Genomic DNA, 18308 nt, shown 5'->3' on the forward strand with positions numbered 1-18308 from the left:
TGCAAGGACGTTTTGCCAACCTCGGTATGGCGAAAAAACTGGGTGTCGGGTTTGTACTGGTGCTGCTGTTGACCGCCCTGGTGGCGGCCATTGGCGTATGGTCCCTGCAAACCATCAGTCATCGCTTCGACGGGCTCAAGCAGATGTCGTCGCTCAACAGCGGTTTGCTCAAGGTGCGCTTGCTGGAGCAGGACTACGCTTTGCGCGGTGACCCGAAAACCGCGGATGCCCTGCACGCGGGGGTGGACGCGCTGATCGCTCTGGCGACCGAGCTCCAGGCTCAGTCCTCCGCCAACGTGCCGGTCATGAATGACGTCGAACAGTCTCTGGGAGCCTATCGCAAGGCTTTTGACGAGTTCGTCTCGCTGAGCCAGGCCAAGGACCTGGCGCTGGAAATGGCCAGTTGGTCGGTGTCCAGCGTGGCCAATAATCTGGATGTGCTGCAGGCCGGGCTTGCCGACGATGGCGCCTATGCCTTGAAGGAGTCCGAGGGCAAGGACGGCGGGCAATTCATCGAACAGGCGAATCAGGTCAGCCAGGTCTCGCGGCTGATGTTGCAGGCCATGAACGAAGCGCGGGTACGCCTGGACCAGAGCCGCAAGGGCGACGACAGCGCCGGGCAGGGCAAGATCGAGCAGGCCGACCAGGCGTTGACCCAGGCCGAGCAGCTGAAAACCACGGTCAAGGATGAGGGTTACCAGACAGTCCTCAATGAAGTGTCCGGGCACATTGCCAGTTTCAGTGAAAAACTCGCCGAGTACACCGGCCTGTTGGCGCAGGAAAAGACCGTCTCCGAACAACTCCACCAGCGCGCCGCCCATGTGGTGGAGCGGGTGGATCAGGCCTACGTTGCCGAAGACCGGTCGATGCAGGCAGAGCTGAAAAAGAACTCGCTGTTGATCATTGGCTCTTCGGCACTGGCCTTGCTGGTCGGGCTGATTGCCGCGTGGGTGATTACCCGGTTGATCGTCGCACCGCTGCGCAGTGTGATCCGGGTCGCTCAGCAGATCGCCGCGGGCGATTTGAGCGCGACGATTGAAGTGACCCGTCGGGACGAGATCGGCCAGTTGATGCAAGCCATGCAGCAAATGGGCGCGGGCCTGAGCAGCATCGTCAGTGGTTTGCAGGCGGGTATCGAACAGCTGGCAAGCTCTGCTCAATCGCTGTCGGCGGTCACCGAGCAGACCAACCTTGAAGTCAGCAGCCAGAAGGAAGAAACCGAGCAGGTCGCCACCGCGATGAACCAGATGACGGCCACGGTGCATGACGTTGCACGCAACGCGGAGGAGGCCGCCCAGGCGGCGCAGACCGCCGACGGCAAGGTGGAAAGCGGTCAGCAGGTGGTGCGTCAGAGCATGGCGCGGATCGAACAGCTGGCGGATTCGGCGACGTCGGCCAGCTCCAGCATCGAAAGCCTCAGTGCGGAAATCCAGAACATCGGCACGGTGCTCAGCGTGATCAAAAGCGTGGCCGAGCAGACCAACCTGTTGGCGCTCAATGCGGCCATCGAGGCGGCGCGGGCCGGTGAGCAGGGCAGGGGCTTTGCGGTGGTGGCGGATGAGGTCAGGGCACTGGCCAAGCGAACTCAGCAATCGACAGAGGAAATCGAACGGCTGGTCAGCGCCTTGCGCTCGGCGGCGCAGTCGTCGGTGCAGCAGATTCAGAGCAGTGGCGAGTTGGTGAAGATGGCGGTGAGCGATGCGTTGCAGACCGAGAGTGCGTTGGGGAGCATTGCGGCGGCGGTGTCGTTGATTCAGCAGATGAACCAGCAGATTGCGGCGGCGGCCGAGGAGCAGAGTTCGGTGGCCGAGGAGATCAATCGCAGTGTCACCAGTATTCGGGCCAGCGCGGATCAGTCTTCGTTGGCGATGCAGGGGAATGCGGCTTCCAGTAATGAGCTGGCGCAGTTGGGGGTTGAGTTGAAGGGGATGGTGGGGCATTTCAGGCTGTAGAAACTGCCGAAGGCTGTGATCTTATGATCCTGGCGGCTGGATGTACTCGCCCGTCCATCAATCCCAACGCAAAAAAAAGCCACCTGATCCGGTTGATGCCAGTCAGTTAAACGCAATCCATGTGGGAGCGAGCAAGCCCGCTCCCACAGGTTTCGTTCCTTAACTGACAGACATAAACCTGACCCGGCGGCTTTTCAGCATTTGCATGATCAGTCGTAGATCACTTTCTTCTTCCAGTCGGCATCAGCTTCAACGTCTTTGAGGCCTTCAGTCAGTTGGTTCACCTCGCCTTCAACCGGCGCGATCTTGTCCATGACCTGGGCGTTGGCACGGGCCAGGAGTTTTTCCAGGTATTCGAGTTGTTCGCTGTAAACCTGAGGCTCCGGTTGTTTGCGCAGGTATTGCGCGCCGCGTTCGAAGGCCAGGCGGGCCTGGCCTGGCTGATTCTGTTGCAGGGCATGCTGGCCGAGGTTGTTGAAGAATTCGATGTGCAGCAGGACCAGGATGTGGCGCACTTCGCGGATCCAGCGCTTGGCTTCGTTGGGCGGCAGGAAACCGTCCTGTGCGGCGCGGGTGATCTGGCCATGCAGGGCTTCGAGCAGGAAGCGCACGTCTTTGGCTTTGGCTTCGGTCTGGATCGGTGCCGGCGGGTTGTTGACCGGGATCGATTCGCCCTGGGCGGCCAAGGTACTCAGTTCGGCAATCCGTGCCTTTAGCGTGGCGCTGGACTTTTCCAGGTTGAACAGGCGCTGGCAGACGTTCAGTTCCAGGCGGGTCAATAGCAGCTTGAGCGCGGGTGTCATGAACTGACCGGGGAAGGTCTCGGTGATTTCGCCGCAGCGACGCAAGCGGTCGTTGAGTTCAACCTTGGTGCGGGCCTTTTCCAGCTTGTTGTTTTCCACCACATGGTTCATGTAGCCAATGGCGATCAATAGTGCGATCCCGGCTACGACTAGCAGGGTGATCATGAGTGGTGTCACCGGTAAGACCTCTTTATAGGGTTCGCGTGCGAGTCGAGTGTAGTGGCTTGGCATTTGGGCGCATAGGGCCGCTCGACGAGTGAAACGGCTACAGCTCTGCTTATATCGGCCGCAATGCCGCATCTATAAGTAAATAGCGTGCGATGTGCACATTGCCATCATCTCGGCATGGACTATAGCGTCTCGGCGGATGCCAGAATATAGGCGCCAAAGGTCAGGCGACGGAAAAGCCTGAATCTCTGCCGAAAGCAGGGCGAAGTCATTGATTTAAATAAATTTATATCTGGGGGTTGACGACCCCTCAATCCATCCATAGAATGCGCGCCACTTACAGCGTAAAGCACACAGCGAAACGCGGTAGGGAGTGAATGTTGTACGTGTGTCCCCTTCGTCTAGTGGCCTAGGACACCGCCCTTTCACGGCGGTAACAGGGGTTCGAGTCCCCTAGGGGACGCCAATGCGGGAATAGCTCAGTTGGTAGAGCACGACCTTGCCAAGGTCGGGGTCGCGAGTTCGAGTCTCGTTTCCCGCTCCAATTTTAAACAGCGTTGCTTTCGGGCAAAGCTGAGTGAAACCAGAACCAAATCTTCGGATGCGGATCTGGGCACCGAAACACACACCATGTGTTCCGGGCAGCGTGTCCCCTTCGTCTAGTGGCCTAGGACACCGCCCTTTCACGGCGGTAACAGGGGTTCGAGTCCCCTAGGGGACGCCATTTGCGGGAATAGCTCAGTTGGTAGAGCACGACCTTGCCAAGGTCGGGGTCGCGAGTTCGAGTCTCGTTTCCCGCTCCAAATTCAAAAAACGCCGCTCATTTGAGCGGCGTTTTTTTATGCGCGTAAAAAATTGCCTCAATTCCCAAGGCTCTGCACCAGGCTCTCGAGCACGTCAGCGGTTGTATCCTCCATCGCCGGTTGCGCGGCTACCGCTCTGAGTTGGCAGGTCAAACGGTATTCGCTGGGCGTGCAGTTGACGAACTGTTTGAAGGCGCGAGCGAAGTAGGAAGGATCCTTGAAACCGGCCTCATAGCCGATACTGGTAATCGGCATTTGGCTGTTGTCGAGCAGTTGCTTGGCGAAGTTCATGCGCTTGTCCAGGATGTAATCGGTGAAACCAACGCCATTGGCTTCCTTGAACAGGCGGCTGAAGCGAAAGGTCGTCATGCCGCAGCGCTTGGCCAAATCCCTCTGATCGATGCTGTCCCGAAAGTGCTGATCGATGTACAGCATGATATTGCTCAGCGCCTGGTGTTTTTGGTGCCCCGAGGTCAGGCGGATGCTGTCCGGCAGGGTCGGAGAGTGATCGATCAGCGATGTCTGGCCTTGGCCGTTGATGTTTCGGCGCAACTCGCACAGCTGCACCACTGCCGTCAGGTAACGCTTTCTCTCAGTGCCTGAGAGCGGAAGCACCATGTATTCCCAGACACTGGAACGCATGGCCCAGACCGCCAATTCTTCGGAGTGCTGCACGGTGAACATGGTGATCGGGATGGTGGGAGTGGTGCGTTTGATCTCCAGCAACAACCTCAAGCCCGCTGTGTCGGGGCGGTCGAAGTGGATGCAGATCATGTCTGCCTGTTCCCCGTGGGGCAGCACGGAGTTTTTCGTCAATTTGCAGTCGCAGGTACCCTCGAACTGCGCGATGAGTTCCTTCGTGGAACGATCGTGAGTCAGATCGAACCACAGTAGCGATGGCCTTCTGGTCAAGTTGGACGTCATGTCTCTACTCTGCGGTTCTTCGTGCCCCTCTTCGCTGAGTAGTATTGCTAAGGTGCTATCGCTTTGCAGACTAAATGCTGATAAGAAAGTCGAAAGTTAGCTCTATTTGCTCTATGTGTTGCCTGAAGTCGGTCTAGGACAACTGTTTGTTGACGTGGTTTGGCACATGCGGCGTCAACCGCTCGTCGCTTGTGAAGCAATAGCAATCTCCTTTGCCTGCCACCCCTCGTTTTACCCCTCTTTATATCTCTTCAAAGGCCAATGACCCGTATTTGGCACCCCCGCAAAAAAGTCCTAGTGATGTGCAAAATCTTCCTAACGCCTATGCCTTGCCCCTGACTAGTGTTGCATCCAGGCAGAGCAGAACGCACTGCCTCCGAAAAAACAACATTCGAGTGAGGTGGGCAAAATGATCATGCAAACAATCAAGGCTTCGGTAGTGAAGTTCGCCAAAGACGAAGACGGCCTGACCATTGTGGAGTACGCGGTGGCAGGTGGGTTGATCACGGTAGCTGTTGTCGGGGCGTTCACGCTTCTCGGCGGGGTTGTGGATACCAGAATCAGGGCTATTTGTAACGCCATTGTTCCTGGTTCTTGCTAATAACAACTCTGTTAGGGAGATACGCAATGTCCATGGAACAGCTGGTTGCGACCGTTGTGCTGATAGGACTGCTGGGCGTGGCGGTGGTGAGCGACTTGCGTCGCCACCGCATTCCCAACCTGCTGATCCTGGTAGGTCTGGCCTTGGGATTGGCCGGCCAGACTTATTCAGGTGGGATCAACGGGATGGGGGATGGCCTGATGGGCCTCCTGATCGGTTTTGCGCTGTTCATGCCTATGTATGCCCTGGGTGGCATGGCGGCAGGCGACGTCAAGCTGATGGCCATGGTTGGCAGTTTCCTACCCCCCCATTACGCCTTGTGGGCTGTGTTCTTCAGTCTGCTATGGGGAGGCTTGTGCGGTTTCCTGATCGTGCTGATGCGCGGTCAATTATTGCAGACCCTGGGACGTTATCGGTTGATGCTTCGGGCGCGGTCCTATATGGCCCCGAGCTCGGACGAGGTGGCCGGTAAGCCCTTTCCTTATACGGTTGCGATCCTGCTCGGGACGTTGAACAGCGTCTACTGGCAACTCGTTGCCGGTGGATTTGGAGGTTAGTCATGCACGTCATCGTCGATAGTGATGCCTACCCCAGTGATCGAGAAGCGGTGCAACGACTGGCTCCTCAGCCGTGCAGTATTCGCGAAACTGGTCTGTCAGACAGTTTTCTCGGTGAGTTGGTGTGCAAGCATTTGTATGACGCCGGCGTGCTGGACATGCCGCGGCTGGTGGAGCGCCTGGCACTGACCGGCGCTGTACTTGAAGAAGTCCTGGCGTTCTTGCGCAAGGATGGTCGTGTCGAAGTGCTGGGCCAGATGGGGCCGCAAACGACGAGTGGGCAGATGTTGCGTTATGGCCTGACCGAGCGCGGTCGCAGTTCCGCCCGAGATGCCTTGTCGCGCAGTGGCTACATCGGCGCGGCACCCTTCCCGGTGAGTTCTTACCGTTCCTTGATCAAAATCCAGACCATTCACCATGGTCGCATCAACTCCAACGATATGCACAACGCCCTTGCTGGCGTGGTACTTGCCGAAGGGATGCTCGATCAGTTGGGCGTGGCGCTGAACTCCGGACGGGCAATCATGATTTATGGCCCTGCGGGTACCGGCAAGACGTATGTCAGCAGTCGGCTGATTCGTCTGTTCGCCGAGGCCATCTGGGTACCTCATGCCATCGTCATCAACGAATCGGTGATCGAGATCTACGATCCGCAGGTACATCAGCGGCTCGATGAAAGCAGTCAACAGAACAACCTGATGCTCAACGAAGGGATCGACCGTCGACTGCTGTGCTGCAAACGCCCGATCGTTATTACGGGTGGCGAGCTGAGCATGGAACAGCTGGACGTTCGCTATGACCCCTTCACCCGTCAGTACCAGGCCGCCTTGCAGCTCAAGGCCAGCAATGGCCTGTTCATCATCGACGACATGGGACGCCAGCGCATGGCACCCGCCGAGCTGTTGAACCGCTGGATCGTACCGATGGAAGAGAAACGCGACTTCCTCAATCTGGGCGGCGGTCGGCATTGCGAGCTGCCGTTCGATCTGATTCTGGTGTTCTCCACCAACCTCAATCCCCTGGAACTGGCCGATGAGGCCTTCCTCCGCCGGATTGGCTACAAGCTGCAGTTCGGTTACCTGAAGCCTGAGGAGTACGAAAAGATCTGGCGTCAGGAAAGCGAGCGCCTGGGCATTCCTTTTGACCCGCTGCTACTGCGTTATGTGCTGCAAAGGCTTTATGCAAGTGAAGGCATGCCCCTGGTGCCTTGCCATCCCCGCGATCTCCTGAACATGGCGCTCGATCGTCAGCGTTATATGGGTGGTTCCGGACCACTGTCACCGCAAGAGTTGGAATGGGCCTGGCACAACTACTTCGTCCAGCTCGACTTTCTTTGATACGGAGATACTGACATGAGCTCTCGTACTCTTACCCTGGTAGGCGTTTCCCTGGTCATGGGCCTTGGTGCTGCATGGATGGCCGACTCCTGGCTGAGCGCCCGGCTCAATGCCAGCCCGGATGATCACCTTCGAAGCGTGGTAGTCGCCACGGTCGAGATTCCATTCGGGCAGATGGTCGAGGCTCAACAAGTCACGACTATGCGCATGCCCATAGACACGATACCGGACGATGCTTTCGACTCCAGCGAAAAGGCAGTGGGCAAGATCGCAACGTTCGACATCCTGAAGGGCGACATCATGCGCGGCGCGCGTCTGAGTGAGCATTTGGGGGGCAGTACCCTGGCTTCTTTGATTGCGACAGACAAACGTGCCATATCGGTACGCGTGGACGATGTAGTCGGCGTGGGCGGGTTCCTGTTACCGGGTAATCGGGTCGATGTACTGGCAACCAAACGCACAGATGGCACAGGCAACAACGCCGTGTCCAAGACCATCCTCGAGAACTTGCGGGTGTTGGCAGTGGACCAGACCGCAGGTACCGACAAGACCCAGCCGGTGGTGGTGCGCGCAGTGACGCTGGAGATGACGACCGCAGAGGCTGAAACCCTGGTCACGGCGCAAACGGAAGGGAAATTGCAACTGACCCTGCGCAATCCGCTGAACGCCGAGAAAAAAATCGCGCCCGTTGCGCCTGCCGCACCGGTCATGGCGTTGGCTGCTGCCCCAGCGCCAAAACGCGTGGTGCGCCGCGGCAATGGCGAGGTTGGTGGGGTTGTCACCATTATCCGCGGGACCCAAACCAGTGTAGTCAAACGTTGACACGACGGTAAGGGTGCCTGGGCACCAAGATATTGGCGGAGCCGATCCGGATCAGTATCGGCAATGAGGGCTTGATGATGAATCTTCGTATTCGGCAGCCGTTCACTGCGACGCCAAGGCGCCAGGAAGGATCGGTGAGCGTGTTGATGGTAATCGCGTTGGCGGCGATTTTAGTGATGGCGGGTTTGGCGCTCGACGTGAGTCACATGTTGTTGAACAAGACCCGCCTGCAAAACGCTGTAGACGCCGCCGCTCTGAGTGGTGCCAAAACCCTGCTTCAGGTGGAAGGTGGTGTCAACATTGCCAGCGTAACACGCACTGCCGCACTCAATACGCTGACGCAAAATGCCAATGCCACGGGTAATAGCGAATTGGCCACGGCTATCGGTGGCAACGCAGGCACATTTGCGGTGGTGGAACTGGCAAGCAGCGTCTATGGCCCGTTCGCCTATCCTGGGCCGGCGAATGCCAAATACGTTCGGGTATCGGTACCAACCTATAGCCTGACGGGATTTTTCTGGAACTTCGTTCAGACCTTCGGCACTAGCGGCCTGGGGAACAAAGCGGTGTCGGCGATCGCCACCGCAGGCCCGAGCCCTACCAGCCCCTGTGATCTTGCACCTTTAATGGTCTGCGGCGACCCGACTAAATACGACCCGGCCGCCGGCATGTTCTGGGGTTTTCAGTTTGGTGATTTGCAGGTATTGAAGACGGCTGCCGGCAATTCCTCTCCCATTGGCCCTGGCAACTTCCAGTTGCTCGATTTTGGCTCGGGCGGCAGTACGGTCAGGGATGACCTGGCCGGAGGCGGCTCGGTCTGCCGCAATGTGGGAGACAACGTGCAGACCGCCCCTGGCAACAAGGTCGGCCCTACCTCTCAAGGCCTGAATACGCGCTTCGGCATCTACAACGGCCCGGTCAGTGCCTCGGACTATCCGCCAGACCTGGTGACCACGTCCAGCACCCCCGCGATCACTTACGACGCCTCAGTTACCCCGCCAACGAAGTACAAGGGGCAGCCCGTCACATCGAGCAACGGCAATCTCACCGCGGGCAGCAACGCGATACTTGACTACAACGACTGGCGTGCGAGCACTGCCGCGTGTGTGGCAGGCGGCAGTGGTTGCCAGAGCGGTGGGGTGTTCGAGCGCCGGATGCTGAAAATCGTGGTGGGCAACTGCACCGGTAAACAGGGCGGTACCACCTCGGTCCCCGTCCTGGGTTTTGGTTGCTATTTCGTGGTGCAACCAATGAGTAATGGCGGCACGGAAGCGCAGATCTTCGGCCAGTTCGTGAAAGAGTGCGAAGGCGACAACGTGCCCGGTCCTAATCCGACGAGCGATGTCGGCCCGCAGATCATTCAGCTCTACAAAACCTATCTCAACGGCAGCGGCACTCCGAGCACTGACTCATAGGAGGCGTCATGAGACTTCACACGTTTAAACATCCGCGGCGCCAGCAAGGCCTGGCCATGGTGGAGTTCACCCTCGCCCTGCCGGTGTTGCTGTTGCTGTTGCTGGCCTTCGGTGAGTTCGGCCGCATGCTCTATCAGTACAACGTCCTGCTACAGGCCAGTCGTGATGCCGACCGTTTCGTCGCCAGCCAGGCCTGGGACTCGACGCTCGGCGCCATCTCCCTGAGCAATACGCTGCAGACCCAGACGAAAAACGTTGCGGTCTACGGTGTGCCCAGCCAGAGCGGAGCTGCGGTGTTGTCAGGACTGACGGCCAACAACGTGGTCGTCGCCGCCGTGGGCACCGACCATGTGCGAGTCACCATCACTTTTACATTCTGCCCGGTGATTGGCGGTGGCAATTGCACCGGATCGCTTCCCGGGTTTTTCGGTAATCCGATTGCGCTGAGCATTCCGCTGGTCGCCACCACTGTCATGAGGGCACTGTGATGAATCGCAAACGCATGCAAGGCACCTATGTGGTGGAGTTCGCCATCATCGGCGCGCTGATATTCACGCTGTTGTTCGGCGCGTTGGAAATCGGCCGCCTGTACTTCACGATCAATGCGCTAGATGAAGTCGTGCGCCGTGGTGCGCGCCTGGCGTCGGTGTGCAATATCAGTGATCCGGTGGTGTTGCGGCGGGCGATCTTCAATGCCGCGACCGACGCCGGTGCGAGCCAGATCATCACCGATCTGGCCACCACCAACTTGACGTTGACCTATCTGGACGTAAACGGTGCTCAGGTGGCCAACCCCTCCGACACGAGTGGGGTCAACGGCTTTCGTGCCATCCGCTACGTCCGGTTGAGTCTGCAAAACTTCGTTTTCAATCTGTTTATTCCCGGGATTGGCGTGCCCATTACCCTGCCCACATTCAGGGCAACCTTGCCACGCGAAAGCCTCGGGCGTCATTCCGATTCCGGGGAGATCACACCATGCTGAATATGAAGGAAACGCCGGTGTCCAGTTCGACTGGCAAAGCCGGGCTCCGGTTGCTGATCAGCAGCCGTGATGCCACCTCTTTGCGCGATCTGCAGAGCGTCTGCCAACGCATGCCTTGCCTGGAGGTGAGCACTCGCCTGGTGAGTAACGGGCATGTCGACCCGCTCTACGGTCTGGACCGCATGCCCGATCTGTTGCTGTTACGCGTCAGCCACCTGTGGCGTGAGGAGTTGGCGGCGCTGTTGCTGCACCCAGCCCATGAGCGTCCGCCGATGTTGGTCTGCGGCCTGCTGAGCGATCAGGAAGGCATGAGAATGGCGATGCAGGCCGGCGCCCGTGACGTATTGCCCGAACCCATTGCCGAGACAGAACTGGTCGCCGCCTTGAATCGGCTGGTCATGGAGGTTCGGATCGGTAGCGGAGCAGAAGGCAAATTGATCGCCGTGATGAGCGCCAAGGGCGGCTCCGGCGGAACCCTGGTGGCCTGCAACCTGGCCCAGCAGCTCAGTGCCAAGGGCGGCAGTACCCTGTTGCTGGACATGGACCTGCAATTTGGCAGCGTGACGCATTATCTGGATGTGGCGCAGTCGCACAGCCATCTGGAGGTGTTGCACCAGATCGACGGCATGGACAGTGTCGCGCTACGCGGTTTTTGCAGTCACTTCAGCCCCACCTTGCATGTGCTGGGTGGTCGGGCCGGTGAGCTGTGTCTGCCGCAGGATGCCCAACCCGAACAACTTGACGCCCTGTTGAAGTTGGCCCGCGCCAGTTATGACTGGGTGGTGATCGACCTGCCGCGGCAAATCGACCACCTCACCGGCTCCGTGCTGGAACAGGTGGATCGGGTGTACGTGGTGGTGCAACAGAGCGTCAGCCATCTGCGCGATGCCAGCGCCCTGGTGCGGATTCTTCGCGATGACCTGGGCGTGCGCGGGGATCAATTGCAGATTGTGGTCAACCGCTATGACAAGGCGGGAGCGATCAGCCTCAAAGATATCGGCGAGGCGTTGCGCTGCACCAATCTGTCGAAATTACCCAACGACTTCAACCTGGTCAGCCAGAGTCAGAACACTGGCGTGCCGTTGGGGCTGCATGCGCCGAGGGCCGCGATTACTGCTGCCTTGCGCGACATGACCGAGGACCTGGTCGGTCAACACGTGGCCGGGAACAAAGGCTTACTCAAACGCGCCTTCAACCGTTTTTTCGGGGGATGACCCATGATCAGCGACTTTCGTAACCGCTTGCGCAAACAGTCCGGTAAACCCACCGCTGCCCAGCTGAGCGACGACCTGCTGGACCCGGCAGAAGAAATAATGGCGTGGGAGCGTGCAACACCGGACGTTCTTTACGAAACCAGAAGCCAGGTCACCCCGGTGGAAGCCGAATGGCGGGAAAAGATCTACCAGCAGTTGCTCAAGGTCATGGACCTGTCCTTGCTGGACTCCCTGGAACAGGCCGAGGCCACGCGGCAGATTCGCGATATTTGCCTGCGCCTGCTCGATGAGCATTCGGCGCCGGTGAGTACCGCCAGCCGCCAGTTGATCATCAAGCAGATCACTGATGAAGTGCTCGGTCTGGGGCCTCTGGAACCATTACTGGCCGACCACAGCGTGTCCGACATCCTGGTCAACGGCTATGCCTCGGTCTATGTCGAACGCTTCGGCAAACTGCAAAGGACCGATGTGCGTTTTCGCGATGATCAGCATTTGCTGAACATCATCGACCGCATCGTGTCCAGCCTGGGTCGGCGTATCGACGAGTCTTCACCGTTGGTGGACGCCCGGCTCAAGGACGGTTCGCGGGTCAACGCGATTATCCCGCCGCTGGCCATTGACGGTCCGAGCATGTCGATTCGCCGCTTTGCGGTGGACCTGCTCAATACCGACAGCCTGATCCAGGTGGGGACGTTGACTCCGGCCATTGCCCTGCTGCTCAAGGCGATTGTCCGCGGGCGCTTGAACGTGCTGATTTCCGGCGGTACCGGCAGCGGCAAGACCACCATGCTCAATGTGCTGTCCAGTTTCATCCCGCACAACGAGCGGATCGTCACCATCGAAGACTCGGCCGAGCTGCAACTGCAGCAACCTCATGTAGTGCGTCTGGAAACCCGGCCTTCGAATATCGAGGGGCGTGGCGAGGTGAGTCAGCGGGAGTTGGTGCGCAACAGCCTGCGGATGCGCCCGGACCGCATTGTGATCGGCGAAGTGCGCGGCGCCGAGGCGCTGGACATGCTGACCGCCATGAACACGGGCCACGATGGCTCGTTGACCACCATCCACGCCAACACCGCACGCGATGCGTTGGGGCGAATCGAGAACATGGTGTCGATGACCGGGGCGACCTTCCCGATCAAGGCCATGCGTCAGCAGATCGCTTCGGCCATTGATGTGGTGATTCAGCTGGAACGTCAGGAAGACGGCAAGCGTCGCCTGGTCAGCGTGCAGGAGATCAACGGCATGGAGGGCGAGATCATCACCATGACCGAAATCTTCTCTTTCGCGCGCCAAGGCATGGGCGAAAACGGCGAAGTGCTCGGCGACTATCGCCCCAGCGGCATGATCCCGGCTTTCCGTGATGTACTGGCCAAACGCGGCATCGAATTGCCGCTTAATATGTTCAGGCCTGAATGGATGGAGGCACGGCAGCCATGAACCACATTCCCAGTGAATTCATTCTGATGTTCCTCGGCATGGTGTTCATTGCCGTATTCCTCCTGTCCCAGGGCGTGGTGGTGCCGGTGTTCGGCGAGGCCGGCAAGATGCGCAAGCGCATCCGCGGCCGTTTGCATGTACTGGAGAAAGCCAACAATCTGCCCAACATGCAGACGGTGTTGCGGCAGAAATACCTGACACGTTTGTCGCCACTGGAGGCCTGGCTTGAACAGCTGCCCTTTATGGCGAACCTGACACAGATGATCGAGCAGGCTGGCCATGAATATCGTGCCTATCGGGTGATAGTGCTCGGGCTGTTCCTGGGTGCCTGTGCGGGCATCTCGATCTGGATGATTTCGTCGGTCTGGTGGATGGCGCTGCTGGTGGGCTTCGTAGTGTTCTGGGTACCCCTGCTGAAAATTTCTCGTGACCGTGGCAAACGTTTCGCCGAGTTTGAGGAAGGCCTGCCGGATGCACTGGATGCCATGTGCCGTGCCCTGCGCGCCGGGCACCCGTTCAATGAAACCCTGCGCCTGGTCGCCGAGGAACACAAAGGGCCAGTTGCCCATGAGTTCGGCCTGACCTTTGCCGATATCAACTATGGCAACGATGTGCGTCGGGCCATGCTCGGCCTGCTGGAGAGGATGCCGAGCATGACGGTGATGATGCTGGTGACCTCGATCCTTATTCATCGCGAGACCGGCGGTAATCTGACCGAAGTGCTGGAGCGTCTGAGTCGCCTGATCCGCGGGCGCTTTCGCTTCCAGCGCAAGGTCAAGACCCTGTCGGCCGAAGGGCGGATGTCGGCCTGGATACTGGTGGCCATTCCCTTCGTGCTGGCGGCAGTGATCGTGTTCACCAGCCCTAACTATTTGCCGCTGCTGCTCAATGACCCGATCGGCCATAAGCTTATATTCGGGGCTTTTGGTTCCATGTTGATCGGGATTTTCTGGATTCGCAAAATCATCCGGATACAGGTTTAAGCCTTATTCACCATGTGGAGGTGCAGGTCATGGACTATTTGCTGGGGTTGTTCAATCGAGTGACAGGCAATGAGGAGATGGCGCGCCTGTTGTTTGTCGGTGCGATGAGTCTGAGTGCAGTGCTCGCGATCGTTACCGTGGTGCTACTGCTGTTGGGGCTGCAGGACCCCGTACAGCGTCGTCTGGCGCTGATCAAACGCGGTCATTCAGGGAGTACAGCCGGGCAGGACGTACCGGGTAATCTGCAATTATTGCTGGAACGGGTCGGCCAACGCTTTGGCTCGACTGATGGGGCTCAAACGTCTGCCACCCAAACCCTGTTGACGCACGCTGGTTATCGCTCACAATCGGCTGTTCAAATGTACTGGGCGGTGCGTTTGCTGTTGCCATTGATATTGGTAGGCCTTGCGCTATTGGTGTTGCCGATAATCCCCAAACTTTCTCTGATTACGGGGTTGTTGCTAGTGTTAGCGGCTGCTGCTGTCGGTTGGCTGGCACCCGCGCTGTATGTTGGAAAACGCAAGCAGGCTAGACAGGGCAGACTGCGTGCGGCCTTTCCGGATGCCCTGGACCTGATGGTGGTCTGCGTGGAGTCGGGCCTGGCCTTGCCCCTTACGATCGAGCGGGTGGCTGAAGAGATGTCGGTCAGTCAGGTTGAACTGGCTGAAGAGCTGGCCCTGGTCAATGCGCAAATCCGTGCGGGTATTTCCAGTACCGAAGCGCTCAAACAACTGGCTGTGCGCACCGGTCTGGATGACGTCCAAGGGTTAGTCAGTCTATTGGCGCAGAGCATCCGCTTTGGTACCAGCGTGGCCGATACTCTGCGCATCTATGCCGATGAGTTCCGTGACCGGCGTACGCAGGCCGCCGAAGAGGCGGGGGCGAAAATTGGTACCAAACTTATATTCCCGCTGATTTTCTGTCTGTGGCCGAGCTTCTTTTTGATAGCCATAGGCCCCGCCATGATCGGAGTACTCAAGACGTTCGGGAAGTGAGCAGGCATGATTTGCTATTGAACGGGATGGCTGTACTGCATCAGTACGAGGTGGAGCAGGCGAGCGGAGGGGCATTCACTCCCATCGCCTGCTTCACCTCGTACTGATTTGTATTTTTCTGCACGCATGATTAAGCCTGGCTTATTAGCCAGGCCACTCTGGACTACGCCAGAGGCTGATCACCCATTGACGTATCTTAGTTGCTGCTGCTGGTGGCGTCGCCGCCTACATCCTGATCAAAAAACTCTGGAATCGGGTATAGGAAGCTGTTCAGCCAACGCTGCATGGCCAGGTCACGTTCGGTGGCCGAAGCGGTTTGCAGTATAGGGGAGGCAACCACACCACGAATCTGTAGCTGCATCCACTGTTCGGTGCCTTTTTGCGGCGCCGAGGAGGGACCCGGCTCAATAGCCCAGGCACTGGTGGACAGGCAAGCCATGCACACAATCAACAGCCTTTTGGTATTCATCTCGACTCCTCGTACGTTCTACTTGATCGCAGCGCCGGCTGAGGCATCGACGACTGCCTCAGTCTTGCGATTCCCCTCCGAAGCCACCGCTTTTTTGGCAGAGGCCTTGAGTTTTTCCGCGCGGTTTTGAGCCTCTGCGACTTGTTGGGGGCTCAAGCTGGCGCGGTTCGCGAGTTCGGCAGCCGCCTTCCAGTTATCCTGATAGATCAGCAGCGTCACCATATTGAGTGCCGCCAGTGAATCTGACTGCTTGAGCTCCATGGCCGTCATGAACTCGAAGCGTGCCTCAGGGATCCGTCGCTGATTGAGGTAGACCACCCCCAGGTCGTTGCGCATCCTGTCGTCGGTGGGGGCCATCTTCACTGCACGCTCAAGGTGAGTGGTAGCAGTGGCGTAATCATTTTTGGCCGCGGCCAACTGGCCCAGACCATGTTCCCCGTCAGCGGCCAGGCAGGTGCCGAGCAAGCTTTGATACAACGGCTCCGCGTCTTTACGTCCCATCAAGCGCAGTACCCGAGCCTTGCGCAGGCGAACCTGGACCAGGCTGTCGGGCAAACCTTCCAGATTCGCCAGGCTGGCATACAAACGGCCTTCGTTGACCATGTTGTCGGCCAGGTTCAAGGCCAACTCTTGATCCGAACCGGGCTTGGCACACTCAGCCGGTCGCGAAGACAGGCCATTAGTTGCACAACCTGTGAGCATTAATGTCGCTGCTATTGCAATGACTGCTTTCATCGAGTGTCCTCTGGCTACAACACGTTGAACGCCGGGCCAATGGCAGTAAAGCTGGCTTGGCAAGCGCTCAAGATCACCGTTACGAGTGAGGGCGAGGCAAGTCTGATTCAGGCTCTGGCTCATTGCGAGAGCCCGGAACGACTGTCGAAATCGCCATTTTCGAGGAAGAACATACGGTAGAAGTTCGGGTCGTAATTACGCAGCTGCTCGCCAGGCAATGACGGTAGTTGTGCATTGGCAGCCAAGGGCTGGACCAGATGTGGGGTGACGATCATCAGCAGTTCGCGCTCTTCACGGTTGATGGAGTTATCACGGAAGAACGCGCCCAGAATCGGGATATCGCCCAGCCCCGGAAACTTGTTCACCTGGGAATTGTTGCGGGTGCTGATCAGGCCGCTGATGACGAAGCTTTCGCCGTCGGCCAGGGAGATGCTGGTGTCGGTACGGCGTATGGTCAGCGCCGGGACTATGGTGCCGGCGATGCTCACAGCGTTGGTGAAGTCCAGTTCACTGACTTCCGGCGCCACCTTCAGCGCGATACGGTTTTTCCCGACGATGGTTGGCGTCAGGGTCAGGCGGATACCGAATTCCTTGTACTCGATGGACACGTTATCGCTGCCTGAACTGGGCACCGGAATCGGTACTTCACCGCCGGCCAGGAAGCTCGCACTCTGCCCGCTGAGCGCCACCAGGCTTGGCCGCGCCAGGGTATAGGCGAAACCGCTGCCTTCCAGCGCGTTGATCGCCACCAGGGTATTGCCCGTCGCAAAATTGAGGTTGAACGTGCCGTTGTCCACCGGCACCGACGGCGTGACAATGCCGCCGATGGTGGGCAAGGTTCTCGGCGAGCCGAACAGGAAGTTGCCGCGAGTGCCGAAAATAGACGCTGAGGCTTCCTTGAGTTTGGTCCGGCTGACTTCAACGAAGCGGATATCGGTCTGCACCTGGCTTGGCAGCAGCGGGTCTTCGGAAGGCCCCGTCGACACGCTGGTCAGCGCCGCAGTGGCCCGGCCCTTGACGAACACCATGCTTTGGCGCGGCGTTTTCGAACAGGCGGTCCAGACCATCAGGCTGGTGGCTCCCGGTGTCAGACCGGTGAGTATGAAGGCGTTGGTGTTGTTGCCGCTGGGTTGCACGTCGGCAATTTTCGGGTCGCCCACCGCCAGCTGCGTCACTGGAACAGGGGTGCGCAGTTCATTCTGAAGCCCCTGACCGACCTCGAACGTTGTCGGCAAACTGTCCATTTGCGAACAATTTGCCGGCGCGGCCTGAGCCGCATCCACGCTGAGGCCTATCCAGAACAGGCCATGGATAACTCGCTTGAAAGCGGGCACGGTACGATAGCTCATTAAGTGCATCCTCGCTGAATAGGCCATCTTTGAGGCTAACTGAGTTGCCTCGGATCACTACACGGGGCCTGGGTCGGCCCTCTACCCCGCCAGAGCAATGGATTCATGGCCCCGGCAACATTCTTTGGTGCTACGCACAAGCGGGTCCAATACGCTGGCCTGACTGCACAGCGAGCGACCTTCGCTAAAACGGTTTTTAGTGATCCAGATGCCTGGCTTGCCGAGCAGAGCGATAGCCTCGCCTCGACGGCAATAGCAGCTAAGGACGGCATTGTCCGCCGACCTGACTCCCCTAAAAAGCAACCGGCAATCTGCGCACAGCGCCGCAAAACGCTTGTCAGGACCATAGTGAGGTAACTCCTTTTGCCAATCCGCTATCTGATCGCTGAACCTAATGTGGAAATTCAAACTGTTATGACTTCTTCTTGCTTGAAAGGTAGTTCAACCGAAGCAAAGCGCCATGCTTCAAAAAAAACTTTCAGTCAACTACGGGGTTGTTTCTGAAAAAAAACGGGGGGAGGCGACGTAAACATTGGCATGACGCCCGGACGCTGTATGAAACAGTGGGCTATGTGTAGTGCTGCAAGTAATTCTGTGCAATTCATGCTGCATATCTCATCAACATGGCCGGTCATTGAGCGGCGTTCCTGCCTGTATGCCGGTTCGTACGTTTCCAAGGCTGCCCGTCTTGTGACACTTCGGGAGTAGCTGCAATCGATACAAATTTCCTACAGCGAAATAGTAAAAAACAGAAATGTCTGA

Annotated in this window: 17 protein-coding genes, 4 tRNA genes and 1 pseudogene; 17 read left to right on the forward strand and 5 right to left on the reverse strand. The window is 58.3% G+C overall.

What is annotated here, in order from left to right; translation table 11 throughout:
- Nucleotides 1–143: 143 nt before the first annotated feature.
- Nucleotides 144–1043 (forward strand): annotated as a pseudogene (locus LOY38_RS30285) (HAMP domain-containing protein); the annotation flags it as partial.
- A gap of 204 nt (nt 1044–1247) precedes the next feature.
- The gene (locus tag LOY38_RS30290; protein WP_408980620.1) at nt 1248–1952 is read left to right on the forward strand and encodes a methyl-accepting chemotaxis protein; all 705 of its coding nucleotides are present in this window, start codon (nt 1248–1250) and stop codon (nt 1950–1952) included.
- A gap of 209 nt (nt 1953–2161) precedes the next feature.
- Here LOY38_RS30290 and LOY38_RS08175 read toward each other — a convergent pair whose 3' ends face one another.
- The gene (locus tag LOY38_RS08175) at nt 2162–2920 is read right to left on the reverse strand and encodes a hypothetical protein (protein ID WP_258699570.1); all 759 of its coding nucleotides are present in this window, start codon (nt 2918–2920) and stop codon (nt 2162–2164) included.
- A 393-nt stretch (nt 2921–3313) separates the two neighbouring features.
- Here LOY38_RS08175 and LOY38_RS08180 point away from each other — a divergent pair.
- From LOY38_RS08180 to LOY38_RS08195, 4 genes are all read left to right on the forward strand, one after another.
- Nucleotides 3314–3389 (forward strand) — tRNA-Glu (locus tag LOY38_RS08180).
- 2 nt (nt 3390–3391) lie between these two features.
- A tRNA-Gly gene (locus LOY38_RS08185) sits at nt 3392–3467 on the forward strand.
- Nucleotides 3468–3571: 104 nt separating this feature from the next.
- Nucleotides 3572–3647 (forward strand) — tRNA-Glu (locus LOY38_RS08190).
- A gap of 3 nt (nt 3648–3650) precedes the next feature.
- Nucleotides 3651–3726 (forward strand) — tRNA-Gly (locus tag LOY38_RS08195).
- 57 nt (nt 3727–3783) lie between these two features.
- Here LOY38_RS08195 and LOY38_RS08200 read toward each other — a convergent pair.
- Nucleotides 3784–4650, reverse strand: coding sequence for a DNA-binding response regulator (locus tag LOY38_RS08200; protein WP_258699571.1), 867 nt, complete (start codon nt 4648–4650; stop codon nt 3784–3786).
- A gap of 409 nt (nt 4651–5059) precedes the next feature.
- Between LOY38_RS08200 and LOY38_RS08205 the strand changes: the two genes are divergently transcribed.
- From LOY38_RS08205 to LOY38_RS08255, 11 genes are all read left to right on the forward strand, one after another.
- Nucleotides 5060–5251 (forward strand): Flp family type IVb pilin, encoded by a 192-nt coding sequence (locus LOY38_RS08205; protein WP_123723044.1) that lies wholly within the window; start codon nt 5060–5062, stop codon nt 5249–5251.
- A 26-nt stretch (nt 5252–5277) separates the two neighbouring features.
- Complete coding sequence (locus LOY38_RS08210) at nt 5278–5808, forward strand: prepilin peptidase (protein WP_258699572.1); 531 nt, start codon at nt 5278–5280, stop codon at nt 5806–5808.
- Nucleotides 5809–5810: 2 nt separating this feature from the next.
- Nucleotides 5811–7145 (forward strand): AAA family ATPase, encoded by a 1335-nt coding sequence (locus LOY38_RS08215; RefSeq protein ID WP_258699573.1) that lies wholly within the window; start codon nt 5811–5813, stop codon nt 7143–7145.
- A 15-nt stretch (nt 7146–7160) separates the two neighbouring features.
- Nucleotides 7161–7967: a Flp pilus assembly protein CpaB gene (gene cpaB, locus LOY38_RS08220; protein ID WP_258699574.1), complete on the forward strand. Its 807-nt coding sequence runs from the start codon at nt 7161–7163 to the stop codon at nt 7965–7967.
- A 74-nt stretch (nt 7968–8041) separates the two neighbouring features.
- A complete protein-coding gene (locus tag LOY38_RS08225; protein ID WP_258699575.1) occupies nt 8042–9382 on the forward strand; it encodes a Tad domain-containing protein in 1341 nt (446 codons plus the stop codon).
- Nucleotides 9383–9390: 8 nt separating this feature from the next.
- On the forward strand, nt 9391–9870 hold the full coding sequence (locus tag LOY38_RS08230) for a TadE/TadG family type IV pilus assembly protein (protein WP_258699576.1): 480 nt from the start codon (nt 9391–9393) through the stop codon (nt 9868–9870).
- Complete coding sequence (locus LOY38_RS08235) at nt 9870–10364, forward strand: TadE/TadG family type IV pilus assembly protein (protein WP_258699577.1); 495 nt, start codon at nt 9870–9872, stop codon at nt 10362–10364. Before LOY38_RS08230 ends, LOY38_RS08235 begins: the two co-directional genes overlap by 1 nt.
- Nucleotides 10358–11578, forward strand: a complete 1221-nt coding sequence (locus tag LOY38_RS08240) for an AAA family ATPase (RefSeq protein WP_258699578.1) — start codon at nt 10358–10360, stop codon at nt 11576–11578. The genes LOY38_RS08235 and LOY38_RS08240 overlap by 7 nt, the downstream gene beginning before the upstream one ends.
- Before the next feature lie 3 nt (nt 11579–11581).
- On the forward strand, nt 11582–13015 hold the full coding sequence (locus LOY38_RS08245; RefSeq protein ID WP_258699579.1) for a CpaF family protein: 1434 nt from the start codon (nt 11582–11584) through the stop codon (nt 13013–13015).
- Nucleotides 13012–13998 carry a type II secretion system F family protein gene (locus LOY38_RS08250; RefSeq protein WP_258699580.1) on the forward strand — a complete coding sequence of 329 codons (987 nt, stop codon included), beginning with the start codon at nt 13012–13014 and terminating at the stop codon, nt 13996–13998. Before LOY38_RS08245 ends, LOY38_RS08250 begins: the two co-directional genes overlap by 4 nt.
- Nucleotides 13999–14027: 29 nt before the next feature.
- On the forward strand, nt 14028–14993 hold the full coding sequence (locus LOY38_RS08255; RefSeq protein ID WP_258699581.1) for a type II secretion system F family protein: 966 nt from the start codon (nt 14028–14030) through the stop codon (nt 14991–14993).
- 196 nt (nt 14994–15189) lie between these two features.
- Here the strand turns inward: LOY38_RS08255 and LOY38_RS08260 are convergent, their stop codons facing one another.
- The 3 genes from LOY38_RS08260 to LOY38_RS08270 form a co-directional block, all read right to left on the reverse strand.
- Nucleotides 15190–15462, reverse strand: a complete 273-nt coding sequence (locus LOY38_RS08260; RefSeq protein ID WP_258699582.1) for a DUF3613 domain-containing protein — start codon at nt 15460–15462, stop codon at nt 15190–15192.
- A gap of 18 nt (nt 15463–15480) precedes the next feature.
- Nucleotides 15481–16197: a tetratricopeptide repeat protein gene (locus LOY38_RS08265; protein WP_258699583.1), complete on the reverse strand. Its 717-nt coding sequence runs from the start codon at nt 16195–16197 to the stop codon at nt 15481–15483.
- Between the two features lie 119 nt (nt 16198–16316).
- On the reverse strand, nt 16317–17546 hold the full coding sequence (locus LOY38_RS08270) for a type II and III secretion system protein family protein (RefSeq protein ID WP_258699584.1): 1230 nt from the start codon (nt 17544–17546) through the stop codon (nt 16317–16319).
- Between the last annotated feature and the right edge of the window lie 762 nt (nt 17547–18308).

The sequence above is a fragment of the Pseudomonas sp. B21-015 genome (assembly GCF_024749285.1).
Lineage (GTDB): Bacteria > Pseudomonadota > Gammaproteobacteria > Pseudomonadales > Pseudomonadaceae > Aquipseudomonas.